We start from the raw sequence: 12,257 nt of genomic DNA, 5'->3' as shown, positions 1-12,257 counted from the left end.
CTACCAACGGCGCATTGTGCCTAATTGCATAAGACTAGGCCTCAAATTCTTTTAGAGCTTTTTCGTAATCCTCAACCGTATCAATCTCTCGCCAACCGCGCTCTATAATAACGCAGTGAACTGGCACACCAAGATCGACCATATCCTGAATAATGTCTGTTATGTAGGCTTTTTGAAATACTTTTGCCCGTTGATACGGCTTGTCCCAAAACATTTTTTTGGCTCGGTGAAAGTGGCGTTTTAGAATCTCAGCACCACGTGGTGATAGTTTCAACATGCCAATGAATTCGCCATGAACATCGTCTTTTTCGGTTAAGATTTTACCAATCTTAACCACCTCATTATTGGCATTAAAAATGACATTTTCTGCTTCCTCGATCGGATGATCATTGCGACCGACGTAATAACCCTGCCAATCTATATCGACCACAATTGAAATATCAGCTTGTGCTTCAAGCAATCGTCGCACGACTGCGGCGTCAAACATGATATCTGAATACGCTACCACTACATTCCCGCACAGTTCTTCCTCAGCATAAAAAAGCGAATTTAAAATATTATTATTTTCAAAATCAGAATTCTCATAGTAACGTAAATCCGGATAATTAATTTTCTCCTTTTTGTAGCCGCGTATCACCGAAATATTCTTTATTCCACACTCTCGGTAAGTATCCACCTGCCTCTCAAGCAATGTCTTTTCACCAAATTTAAGCATGCATTTCGGCAGCTCCTCTGTGTAACCTTTAAGGCGACTACCTAATCCAGCAGCAATCACGATTGCTTTGGCATTTGAAGATGTCATAAATTTCCCCAGTTCAAGAATGTCGTCTCCAGAAAGATTGTAAGCCTTAATTAAGCGTAATAACGATATGAGCTCGCGTTTATCCCCAATAAACTCTTCAACATCTGGCGGCAAAACATCCTTCGAGATACCCGCAAGGTCATTTATTATTTCAGAATCAGCGTCAAGTGTTTGAGCTAAGGCCTTAACTATTTCTATGCGCGGTGCCGGTCGTTTATTTTTTTCAATATCGTTTAGGTAGGAAGCAGATACGCCAACGGTCCGTGCTAACTCACGTTGACCGAGGCACCTTCCAATTCGCAAATCTCTAATGTACCCACCAAATGAGTGTTTGTTAGGTATCTCCGCCATTCTTTTCTGCTCACACCATGTTCTCTGATACGCGGTATTGTGTCCTTTAAAGGGCTTACGTGTTAAACTGTTCGCTAACAGGTTAACAGTACCGTCACAACTTAGTCAAGCCCTTCAAAAATCGAAAATAAGAGGGCGCAAGGTCCTCGATTATTAAGACGGGCCAAAACATAGAAGTTTTAATACCTAATGTCCTGACCATCCCACTGAAATTTAACTGGTCGGGGAGAGAGGATTCGAACCTCCGGCCCCTACGTCCCGAACGTAGTGCTCTACCAGGCTGAGCTACTCCCCGACACAGAACACCTTACAGGACCCGTTGTATATAAAGCAATCGCACACTATTTTCGACTGAGTATTGATCTATCATCTAGGCAGATCGGTCTGTATCAAGATTTAATCAGGCACGAGACCAATAGAAAATCATGACCAGCATAAACCCTAAGAAAATGCATCGGATCGTGCACTGCTTTTCTTAGTACGGTTACCTTGCCTCTGCTTTACGTTTTGCCCCGTCCTAAGTGTCCAAGAGACGATTGCTTTCAGGGCCTTACCCAACGCCTGATCAAAAGAACCTATTATTTCTTTCATCGTATTATCGTTTGCACGAACGCGTCGCTCAAATGTCTTAGTAGCAACTATCTCACGTCTAGGCATTCTAACAAGTTTTACGTTTATACGGACGCGCGCTACCGGCGGTGAAACGCCTTGGTCCATTATTTTTATACCTTGTGGCAATGCATCAGAATATTCTGCCTGAAATTCACGCAAATCTGTCTTAAGTAAGAAATCTGATCTCAAGCCTATTTGTTCGCGGCCGACACCAATAATTTTTCCGGAATTTTCAAATGATTCGATCATTAGTGTTTGAACCATCTTTGGTGCAAAATCGGTCCAGTTTGCCCGTTCGAAATAACGAAGTTCAATTGGGCTATCGTTCATTGCAATTCTAGCAGTGCTCAGACCCGCCGGTGATATCGGCGTATCGACCAATAATTGCCAGTTTACCGTTGGTACATCATCAGGGAAGGTACTCTTCGGAGTCAAGACATAAAGGCGTGGTGGCGCACCCTGCCCTGGCAATGGTATCGAGCATCCTGCGCACATAAACGTTACCATTAAGACTAAACCGCAAAAATATCTGTTTATCTTGGAATATTTTACTATCATTTAACTTCAACCCCTGGCTTAGTCTGACCGAAAAGGAAACGAGCAGGATCACGTTCAATTTGCGCAGCTATTCTTGTTAAAGCGCCCATCAATACTCGTGCCTCGGTCAACATTTGCGTCAATTCATACAACCCAGAAGAAGCAAAAGCATCAACGGGTTCTCTATTAGCCTCGACAAGCTCACTTAAAGTTCGTGCCGCTTGCCCAAAGTCTTTTAGAACCCCTCGCACTTCAGCTAAGGCAATCTTCGCTTCTGCGCCGACACCATCTATTTCATTTCCGATTCTGCCGCTAAGGTCTTTCGCTTCAACTGTGAGTTCATTTACGTTTGTTATTAGAGTGCTTGTCTGAGGCATTATTGCATCAACACCCCTCTTCAACTCTGCCATAGTCTCTCGCGCATCGGCGGCAGCTGCACGCAATTCACTCATTGTGCCCGAGGCACTGGTTAGAACTTTATCTATTTCATCTGAGCGGTTGGCGATCGTGCGTGTAACCTTCTCTATATTTTCCAAAGTGCTTCCAAAATTTTCACGATTCCGGGTATTAAAAAGCAAATTAAAACGGTCCACCAGTGCTGTAACACGTGTGATCAATTCTGGCGCAGACTCGAAAAGTTCTTGTAATTGAGACGCTTTCGCGGGAATTTCCGGCCTAGGTTCGTCGGGTCTTTTTTTTAGCCGCGGGGCGGAATTTGTGCCACCCGAAATTTGGACGTATCCTACCCCGGTAATTCCTTGAAATTCCATTGATGCGAAAGTATCACTTTTTATGGGCGTTGTCTCCGGTATCTCTATTGTTACCCGCACTCGTTCTACATTTTTTGAGTCAATTCGTATTTCTGATATAACCCCAACCGGAATTCCACGGTACCTCACAGGGTTTCCGGGCTTCAAACCAGTAACCGAACCTTCGAAATAAATATCGTAATAAGCGAATTCCTCATCGATATTCACCCCAGCCATCCAGATTATCGCGACAACCGAACCGATCATTATCAGCAGAGTGAAGGCACCGACAACAATGTAATTAGCCCTAGTTTCCATTATAGTACCTATTCATCCCCAAACTTCATGCCTGCAGCACGAGCCCTGGGCCCATGAAAATAATCGTGGATCCAGGGATGATCATCCTCCATGTGCTCAGCCATTGTACCCAGCCTAACTTTCCTTTCGACCAATACCGCAATTCGGTCGCAGATAGCCGCCAGACTGTCAAGGTCGTGAGTGACCATGAACACGGTTAAACCGAGACTTTTTTGTAAATCTGAAATGAGAGAGTCAAATGCTGCGGCTCCAATAGGATCAAGGCCAGCTGTTGGCTCGTCCAAAAATAATATCTCAGGATCAAGCGCAAGTGCGCGCGCCAACCCAGCTCTTTTGCGCATACCACCAGACAGCTCTGATGGGTATTTATTGGCGGCCTCAGTGGGTAATCCGACCATTGCTATTTTCAACGCTGCTAACTCATCTAAAAAAACCTTTGAAAGGTCTAAGTGCTCACGCATTGGCACCTGAATGTTTTCCAGGACAGTTAGTGACGAAAACAGCGCACCATCCTGAAATAAAACTCCGTATCGCGATTGTAACTTCCGCCGTGCTAGCGAACTGGCTCCCCTCCAATCAAGCCCTAACACTTCTACACTGCCGCGGCGGGGCGTTATTAGTCCAATAATAGTTCGCAGCAATACCGATTTGCCCGTACCAGAACCACCAACCACACCAAGAACTTCGCCCTTAGGAACCTCAATATGAAGCCCATCATGAATAACCTGAGATCCAAATTGTGTTTTAAGCCCCTGAACACGGATAACAACTTCGCCAGACACTCCGTCACCACCCTCTATATTTTAAGCACTGAAAATAAAATAGAAAACAGCGCGTCGGCTATGATGACGAGAAAAATGGATTCGACAACTGATTTTGTCGTCATCCTACCGACACTCTCTGCGCTCCCTGAGACCCTTAAGCCTTCATAGCACCCTACAATCCCAATGATGTAGGCAAAAAAAGGTGCTTTTACCATTCCAACTAGAAAGTGCGTGAGCGTGATAGCCTCTTCTAATTGTCTTAAAAATTGACTGAGTGTCAGGTCAAGCACTGCAACGGCCATTAATGCACCGCCAAGAATACCCATGACATCAGATAGAAAAGTCAATATCGGCAGTGATATTAAAAGTGCAAGTATACGTGGTATTACGAGCACTTCGACTGGATCCAATCCTAATGTACGCAGGGCATCGACTTCTTCGTTGACCTGCATTGTTCCAATCTGAGCCGTAAATGCTGAACCGGATCTGCCAGCTAGCATAATTGCGGTCATGAGAACCCCAATCTCGCGCAAAACCGAGAGCGTTAATAAATTAACAGTAAAAATTTCTGCACCAAAGCGACGCAATTGATCCGCCCCCTGAAAAGCAAGCACTACACCTATGAGAAAGGACAAAAGACAGACGATGGGCACAGCATCCAATGCTGTCTTCTCAACTTGATGAACAAGCGAATTTATCCTAATGCGGCGCGGATGCCTCAAACTACGCCCCAAAGCAATAACAGTAATGCCAAAGAAGTTTATTAAGGCTTTGCATTGCCTCGCTACCTCAAAAGCCGCCTGCCCTATGTTCTCGACATTAACGAGCCACATTCGTCGCTGCGGTATTTCTTTTTTTACTGAGCTACTCGCCGCCTGTTGCACTAGCGTTATTAATGGTTCGTGCTTTGCGCTAATGCCAACCATTTTGGTTTCAACGCCAGCGCGATGGGACTTATCTACAATATTTTTTAGGAACCAAGCGCCAGAGGTATCAAGCTCTGTGATCTCTGACAGATCAATCACCGGATAGGTATATTTACCAAATTCAAATTTTTCCAGCTGATCAGCCAAATCTGCTAATTGACGCACATTCCACTCGCCACCAGCACGCAACACCGGCGTACCAGCTTGAACTTGATAATCAAGCCATGCTGCGGATTTGGACACGCATTACTCCCCGCTCTGATCCAGTATGATACTGCCTTTTTAATTTTAATATGAATAACACAGCACTTGACTGGCTGAAAGCATGCCATTTGTTTGTGTATTTGATTGATACACGCCGTCACATTATAACAAATCCGACACAATAAAAGCGTCGGCTACCAATAAGGACTTGAGGAACATGAACCTTAAAGAACATATCCGTGGCATACCTAATTTTCCGAAACCAGGGATATTTTTTTACGATATCTCCACCCTCCTTGCGCACCCAGAGGCTTGGAGTGCGTGTATTGAAAAATTAGCCCATATCATTGCGCCACAGAAACCCGATCTATTGGTTGGCATTGAGTCACGTGGATTTTTAACCGCTGCACCCTTGGCGTTAGAACTTGGCGTTGGCTTTGCCATGATACGTAAAAAGGGCAAGTTGCCTGGAAATACAATCTCACATGAATATGATCTAGAATACGGGACTGATATAATAGAAATTCAGGCTGACGCTGTAAAAACAGGACAAAAAATCATCATTTTAGATGATCTGTTGGCGACAGGCGGAACAGCATCAGCAACGGCACATCTTCTGCGGCAAGCAGGGGCAAATATTTTGGCAGCTGTTTTCATTATCGAGCTCAATTTTCTTGCAGGAAGAAAAAAAATGGACTTCCCAGTCCACTCGATTGTCGCTTATGACGAATGAGGCGTTATTCGATTTACATCATAAAGAAATTCTATGAGTCCTTTCACAGCTCGATCGAGGATCTCCTTTCCCATTGATGACGTGGCTTGGCTTGCATCACCCACAGCACCCGTTTTGTTCAAATCCTCAGTCATCCAGGCATAGGTATTCCTGCCGGTAGGCTGCAAATGTGTAGATACGTCGGCTACTGCTTGGCCTTTTGATATAAAGTTATCTATTCGCTCCATTTTGACCTCTTCTGGCGCAATGTGAAGCATTAATGCTGTTTCAATGGCTCCGCCATGAATGCCAAAGCGCCGCTCATGTGGTGTAACCAAATCCTCCAAATCGATAAGGTGGGTCCAACTTGCTGCCGCAACAAAAAGATCAGTGGAAATACGCAACTGTCTCGCCGCTAGCGTCATTAGTTCATTCTGCCCACCATGACTATTAAAAATAACGAGTTTCCGCAAACCCGCTTTGGCAACGCTTTCTCCTATTTCGCGCCAAGTTGAAAGCAATGTTTCTATACTGAAACTCAAAGTTCCTGGAAAAGACTGATGTTCCTCACTGTACCCAATAACTTGCTGCGGCAGTACCATAACCGAAAGGCCCTCAGGAGCAAAGGTCATCACCTTGGTGACGATTGCTTCATTAATAAGTGCATCCACCCCGAGTGGAAGATGTGGCCCATGCTGTTCCACTGCCGACACGGGGAGCAATGCGATACTGCCAGCCATGTCAACGAAATCCTCGGTGGTGATACTAGACCAGCGCCTTATGCCATTAATCATAGCTTTCACCTTAAATAGATAATCATGTTTGCCATGATGTGCCTAAAGGTTAGGACATAGCTACACTTTTTATTATTATGCCAGAGTTGCGAACTAACATCAAAAGTGCACGTCTTAAATACAATTAAAAACATTCATCTAACAAAGGAAAAATGATGTTTGTGTTTTCGAATTTGGGTACCCTGTTGAAACAGCCCAGACAGGGGTATCGGCCTAAATCTGCTATCGAATAGCTAAAGAAACTCTCGAAAATATATTCGCTTCGCACAACTTTCCATTTAGTGTGATGGGAAATCCAAATGGTTTGGATACTTCCTTTTCAAACCCTTCATGCACTACAAAATCTTTACCGAAACTCTTTTTGAATGGTATTTCTAGCCTGCTCTGATGAATTACCCCTGCTTTGAGTTTCGAACATCCGATATATGATTTCATCAAGTGCCGTGTGTCATCTATGATTTGATCTCCTTGGCGGTCTAACCGAAACGCAACAGGTAATAACCCAGCCACGGCCAGGATTTTATATATTCCAAAAAATTCTACGAATTCCGACTTTACCTGCCTAACTTTAGAGTCAAAAAGCTCCCTCTCTGCATCAAGAAGTTCAGAAAAAGTTCGCTGCCTGCGATCAAACTGACGCCGAAAAACACTTCTCACTCTATAATTTATTCCGACGTCATTCCGGAAAACCTTCAGGCGCATTCTTTCGTTTTGAAGGGCGCGCCAGTAATGGTCTGTTTTCGTCCCCCGTCCGAGATTTTGAAAAACTAGTAATCCAGAAGGATTTTTCATGCAGGCCGTGAATTGTTTTTTGGAAGATACAGCAGGTTTATCACGCATGTTATTACGTCGTGATGGAATATCTCCGAAAGTCGGGAATTTTGGCAATGCCTGACTATCTGGCTCGGCTTCTGAGCTTCTAGTCTCTCTATCAGATGACGCGTCATTTCGAGTTAAACATGTTACCGCTATAAGCAACGGCACTAATTTCTGCATGAAGCGAGCTTCAGGCATGCTTGGCCGAACTAAATATTTCGGTGACGTTTTTATTATATGAGAGAATGTGTCATCTGCGTCAGACAACTTGGTTAATGCCTGTGAAAATATGATTTGTGCCGACCCTAACGATTCTTGAATGCGATTTATACCTGCTGCGGTTAGTTTTTGCGGCCCTTCCCTTTGTTGCGCGACAGTCAGATGATTTCTTTGCTTCTCGACGTATTCACCCGCGAGCGCCACAAGCTCTCGTTGAAGCAACGCGTAAAGGTAAACGGCAACAGCCCGCAATGTTATATAGGTATAGGTGTCAAGGTTATTGTTCGCGACAACCTTTGCTGACCTATGCGGAGCAAAACCAAAGGCGCGCCCGATTTGGACGTGGGGCAATTTATTTGTCGCTGTTATATTATTTGAAGCGGATAAGAAGGATGCATCCTCTTCAATAGGAAGGTCCTCTATTCCAATGCTTGCCTTTACGGCCATTTTTACAGCGGCAGGCAGAGTGATAGCCTCTGCTGGCTGGATAAATTGCCACTCGCTTTTGTTACAAATTGCACAAATAACCAGCAAAGAAAGAAGATATTTATTCATGAGGTACCTACGCCACCCCACTAACGGATTAGATACAAACCAAGAAAAAAAATCATGCTTGCAATTCTCAAAATTATTCCATTACCGAGCAGAGAAGAACACAACATAGTCCCTACCATTCGAGAATTGCTATGCAAGATGCGGGACAAAAATGCCAACCACAAAAAATTATTCCATATAAGTATGTATTAAAGCTAAAATTAAAGTATTTTTTATATTTAAAGTAAAAAATTAATAAATATTGTATATTTTTGAATATATTTATAATAATAGACGATTTAATAAAATTTTTTATGATACGGTTATTCCATATTTTTTCTGTCAATATGATCGTATTTTTAAATAATAGGCAATATTATTCACATTTAGTGCAGAATATGCCTATCTTATCTAACTCCGGATTCTTGAAAGTGATATGGAGATACCACCGGAAAAAGACCACGCATGATAGGTCGACGCGCTGATAAGTGAACTTGTATAACTTTAAAGAGAGTGGTTAAAAAAACCTAAAAATTAAAATGCAAATCCTCAATATATTTGAAAGCAGCGAAAGAATACATTCCTCGATGCGGAATGCCGTTATCGATTTTTCAAAAATGACCACTAGCATTGTAGCTTTGGTGACGGATCAGGTCCGAAATGGAGAAAAAGTTATTGGCTATGGCTTCGGCTCCAATGGACGGTATGCTCAAGGAGGTATCCTTCGCGAACGTCTCATCCCTCGCATACTAGAAACGCCACCAAAAGACTTATTGGATGATCGAGAAATTCTCGATCCCCTGAAAATACATTCAACAATGCTGGCAAATGAAAAGCCCGGCGGTCATGGAGATCGTGCAGTTGCAGCAGCAGTAATTGACATGGCCGTTTGGGACGCCGTTGCGAAAATTGAAGAAAAACCGCTTTGGAGGCTGCTTTCCGAAAAGTTTAATAACGGAAAATTTGACGAGGAAGTCTTGGTTTATCCTGGTGGTGGATATTATTATGACGGTCGCGAAATTGATGGCCTCTGTGAGGAAATGCAACGCTATCTGGACTTGGGATACCGAATAGTGAAGATGAAAATCGGAGGTGCCAGCCTTTCAAAAGACATGGCACGTATCGAGGCCGTTCTCAAAATATTAGGGGATAAAGGGGAAAATTTAGCAGTAGACGCTAACGGTAAATTTGGACTTGCTGAAGCGCTTGAATATGCAAAAGAAATGGAGCCACTAGGCCTTGCATGGTATGAAGAGCCTGGGGATCCTTTAGATTACGAACTGCATAGAGCGCTAATATCCCAATATGATGGTCCTATCGCGATTGGGGAGAACTCTCTTTCTCATCAAGACGTGGTCAATTTTGCTCTATACGGCGGCTTGCGTCCAAATTCTGACTGGATTCAGATGGACCCAGCACTAGGGTATGGCCTCACTGAATACCTTCATACGATCAATATATTAAAACCACTAGGCTGGACAAAAAAACACCATGTGCCGCACGGAGGACATCAACTAGGCCTCAGTGTAGCGGCCGGCCTGCAATTAGGGGGCACAGAATCTTATCCACTCGTATTCAAACCCTTCGGAGGATTCGCTGATAACGCATTAATTGAACATGGCTTGACCAAAGTACCTGAAGTGCCTGGAATAGGTATCGAGTTAAAGTCAGAATTATTCAGTCTATTTCGTCGCCTAACACAAGGGGGGTAAGCTTATGGCAGAAATTGTGATCACAGAATTTGTCGATGATGCAACAGTTCAGAACTTGTCTCAAGATTACCAAGTGCACTTTGATCCAACACTTGTAGACCACCAACAAAACTTGCCAATTTTGCTTCAAGATTGCCGCGCGTTAATTGTGCGAAATCGCACACAGGTCACCTCCAAATTATTGAAGTCTGGGCCCAACATTGAGGTTATTGGGCGCCTCGGAGTAGGTCTCGACAACATTGATACCGAAGCATGTCAGGAGCAAGGTATCGAAGTTTGCCCTGCCGTCGGAGCTAATTCCATCTCAGTTGCTGAATACTCAATAGCTGCAATGCTAATACTCCTAAAACGTGGTATTTTTGATGTGAGTGAACGGGTTATAGCAGGTGAATGGCCTCGCACTGAACTAATGGGTCTGGAAGCTGCGGGACGAAGTTTCGGGCTCATTGGATATGGAGCTATTTCTCGAGAGGTGGCTACACGTGCACATGCTCTAGGCATGCAGGTAACGGCTTTCGACCCTTTCATAAATGAAGATGACACAGGTTGGGACATCGCTAAGAAAGCCACACTCGATGAGATTATCACGACAAACGATGTCATAAGCTGTCATGTTCCGCTCAATAACGAGACGTACCATGTGATTGATGAAACCGCTATTGCGCGGATGCGTAAAGGCACGATTGTGATCAACGCCTCAAGAGGTGGTGTTGTTGATGAAAAAGCAATAATGGCCGGATTGAAGTCTAAGAAGCTTGGCGGAGCGGCATTAGATGTCTTTGAATATGAGCCGCTTGACCAAAAGTCAGGAGCTGAATTTCGTGAGGTGCCGAACCTTTTGATTACACCCCACGTCGCATGGGCAACTGAGGAAGCAAATATAAGAACTGGCTCAGTGACTGTCGCTAATGTTCGCAGAGTCCTAGGTCGTGCCCGAGGAAAATAAACTCGAAAATGCAACCATGCCCTGACACTGACAAGGGCCACAACTCAATTTAATTTTTCTGCTCTTTATGCATGTGCTGCCTAAAAGTGCAACAATTCTGATTTTTCCTTGTACTCAAACCTCGGCGCTTATTGGGTTGCGAAGGGTGCCAATGCCCTCTATTGAAATTTCACAGATGTCGCCTGGTGTCATAAAAATTGGAGGAGTCCGAACAAATCCGACACCAGGAGGTGTGCCAGAAACAATCAGGTCGCCAGCCTCTAGCGTCATGACCTTGGTAATTTCATGTATTAGCTCGGAAACATCGAACATCATATCTGCGGTATTGCCATCCTGAAGTAACTCATTATTAAGACAGGTTTGGATTCCAAGCCCTTGAGCGCCAGGCGGCAGCTCATCGATGGTCACCAACTCAGGACCAAAGCCTCCAGAGGCGTCAAAGTTTTTGCCAGATGTCCACGTTGGACTTTTAAATTGAAAGTCACGCACCGAACCTTCATTAAAAATCGAATATGCTGACACCATGTTAATTGCCTTTGCCCTTTCGATGTTACGCCCTTTTTTGCCTATCACGACCACCAACTCTGCCTCGTAATCAAATTCTGTGGATGCATTAGGTGCGATAAGGGGCTGTTCATGGGCCACCAACGTTGATTTAAACCGCGGGAAAAGTATAGGGTACTCAGGTTTCTCCAGTTTAGTTTCCGCCGCATGATCCTCATAGTTGAGCCCAACGCAAATAATTTTGCCAGGGTTCCAGACCGGTGGAAAATACTTTATTCCTGAAAGAGGGTGAACAGAATGCGGCGGAGGATTATTAAGAATATGTTGCAAGCGGCCTTCAAGCGGTGCCGCAAGTAGTGCACACATATCCGAAGGTAAATCCGGGGCTGCCTCAGATATATCCACCAGATCTTCACCACGTCGAAGCCCAATAGTCGGCTTGCCATTTTTGTCATATGCCAGAAGTCGCATGCTTATTAATCTCCTATTGAAGAGAATGTTGCCCGCAGGAAGTCATAGAAAACCCTATTGCCTTCCAATTAATTCGCAGTAACGAGGGGTGCATTAAAACACCAGATCAAGCTGTCCACAATCATCAGCGACCTTTAAAAACAGGACGCCGCTTGGACAGGAAGGCATTTATTCCTTCCTTGAAATCGTCAGTAGTCATGGTGTGATAAGTCTCTTCGTGTTCTACTGGGTTGATTGGTTCTGGGCTACAAAGACGGCTAATGAACTTCTTATTGAAGCGTTGAGC

General features: G+C 44.2%; 11 protein-coding genes and 1 tRNA gene. 3 read left to right on the top strand and 9 right to left on the bottom strand.

Going from position 1 to position 12,257, the window contains the following annotated elements:
• Positions 1-34: 34 nt before the first annotated feature.
• From VX941_07695 to VX941_07670, 6 genes are all read right to left on the bottom strand, one after another.
• Complete coding sequence (locus VX941_07695) at positions 35-1,153, bottom strand: NTP transferase domain-containing protein (protein ID MEE2933292.1); 1,119 nt, start codon at positions 1,151-1,153, stop codon at positions 35-37.
• Between the two features lie 218 nt (positions 1,154-1,371).
• A tRNA-Pro gene (locus tag VX941_07690) sits at positions 1,372-1,448 on the bottom strand.
• A 146-nt stretch (positions 1,449-1,594) separates the two neighbouring features.
• Positions 1,595-2,323, bottom strand: coding sequence for an ABC-type transport auxiliary lipoprotein family protein (locus VX941_07685; GenBank protein ID MEE2933291.1), 729 nt, complete (start codon positions 2,321-2,323; stop codon positions 1,595-1,597).
• Positions 2,320-3,369 (bottom strand): MlaD family protein, encoded by a 1,050-nt coding sequence (locus tag VX941_07680; GenBank protein ID MEE2933290.1) that lies wholly within the window; start codon positions 3,367-3,369, stop codon positions 2,320-2,322. Before VX941_07680 ends, VX941_07685 begins: the two co-directional genes overlap by 4 nt.
• 8 nt (positions 3,370-3,377) lie before the next feature.
• A complete protein-coding gene (locus VX941_07675) occupies positions 3,378-4,151 on the bottom strand; it encodes an ABC transporter ATP-binding protein (GenBank protein MEE2933289.1) in 774 nt (257 codons plus the stop codon).
• Positions 4,152-4,165: 14 nt separating this feature from the next.
• Positions 4,166-5,302, bottom strand: coding sequence for an MlaE family lipid ABC transporter permease subunit (locus tag VX941_07670; protein MEE2933288.1), 1,137 nt, complete (start codon positions 5,300-5,302; stop codon positions 4,166-4,168).
• A gap of 178 nt (positions 5,303-5,480) precedes the next feature.
• Here VX941_07670 and VX941_07665 point away from each other — a divergent pair, with 178 nt between their 5' ends.
• On the top strand, positions 5,481-5,996 hold the full coding sequence (locus VX941_07665; protein ID MEE2933287.1) for an adenine phosphoribosyltransferase: 516 nt from the start codon (positions 5,481-5,483) through the stop codon (positions 5,994-5,996).
• Here the strand turns inward: VX941_07665 and VX941_07660 are convergent.
• The gene (locus VX941_07660; protein MEE2933286.1) at positions 5,984-6,769 is read right to left on the bottom strand and encodes a creatininase family protein; all 786 of its coding nucleotides are present in this window, start codon (positions 6,767-6,769) and stop codon (positions 5,984-5,986) included. The genes VX941_07665 and VX941_07660 overlap by 13 nt on opposite strands.
• A 222-nt stretch (positions 6,770-6,991) precedes the next feature.
• Positions 6,992-8,359: a hypothetical protein gene (locus tag VX941_07655; protein MEE2933285.1), complete on the bottom strand. Its 1,368-nt coding sequence runs from the start codon at positions 8,357-8,359 to the stop codon at positions 6,992-6,994.
• A 566-nt stretch (positions 8,360-8,925) separates the two neighbouring features.
• On the opposite strand from VX941_07655, the gene VX941_07650 reads away from it, so the two are divergent.
• Both VX941_07650 and VX941_07645 read left to right on the top strand, forming a co-directional pair.
• The gene (locus tag VX941_07650) at positions 8,926-10,050 is read left to right on the top strand and encodes an enolase C-terminal domain-like protein (GenBank protein ID MEE2933284.1); all 1,125 of its coding nucleotides are present in this window, start codon (positions 8,926-8,928) and stop codon (positions 10,048-10,050) included.
• 4 nt (positions 10,051-10,054) lie between these two features.
• Positions 10,055-10,996, top strand: coding sequence for a hydroxyacid dehydrogenase (locus VX941_07645; GenBank protein ID MEE2933283.1), 942 nt, complete (start codon positions 10,055-10,057; stop codon positions 10,994-10,996).
• 114 nt (positions 10,997-11,110) lie between these two features.
• Here VX941_07645 and VX941_07640 read toward each other — a convergent pair whose 3' ends face one another.
• On the bottom strand, positions 11,111-11,971 hold the full coding sequence (locus VX941_07640; GenBank protein MEE2933282.1) for a fumarylacetoacetate hydrolase family protein: 861 nt from the start codon (positions 11,969-11,971) through the stop codon (positions 11,111-11,113).
• Positions 11,972-12,257: the final 286 nt, after the last annotated feature.

The organism is Pseudomonadota bacterium (assembly GCA_036339585.1).
In the GTDB taxonomy this organism is placed as follows: Bacteria; Pseudomonadota; Alphaproteobacteria; order UBA8366; family UBA8366; genus UBA8366.
Note: the sequence above shows the minus strand (reverse complement) of the source record. Positions and strands in the feature narration are given on the sequence as shown.

What these genes read in the sequence shown, in the direction of transcription:
- VX941_07665 (MEE2933287.1), top strand. Translation starts at nt 5,481, where the DNA reads ATGAACCTTAAAGAACATATCCGTGGCATACCTAATTTTCCGAAACCA.
- VX941_07695 (MEE2933292.1), bottom strand. Translation starts at nt 1,153, where the DNA reads ATGGCGGAGATACCTAACAAACACTCATTTGGTGGGTACATTAGAGAT.
- VX941_07645 (MEE2933283.1), top strand. Translation starts at nt 10,055, where the DNA reads ATGGCAGAAATTGTGATCACAGAATTTGTCGATGATGCAACAGTTCAG.
- VX941_07655 (MEE2933285.1), bottom strand. Translation starts at nt 8,359, where the DNA reads ATGAATAAATATCTTCTTTCTTTGCTGGTTATTTGTGCAATTTGTAAC.
- VX941_07685 (MEE2933291.1), bottom strand. Translation starts at nt 2,323, where the DNA reads ATGATAGTAAAATATTCCAAGATAAACAGATATTTTTGCGGTTTAGTC.
- VX941_07660 (MEE2933286.1), bottom strand. Translation starts at nt 6,769, where the DNA reads ATGATTAATGGCATAAGGCGCTGGTCTAGTATCACCACCGAGGATTTC.
- VX941_07680 (MEE2933290.1), bottom strand. Translation starts at nt 3,369, where the DNA reads ATGGAAACTAGGGCTAATTACATTGTTGTCGGTGCCTTCACTCTGCTG.
- VX941_07650 (MEE2933284.1), top strand. Translation starts at nt 8,926, where the DNA reads ATGCGGAATGCCGTTATCGATTTTTCAAAAATGACCACTAGCATTGTA.
- VX941_07640 (MEE2933282.1), bottom strand. Translation starts at nt 11,971, where the DNA reads ATGCGACTTCTGGCATATGACAAAAATGGCAAGCCGACTATTGGGCTT.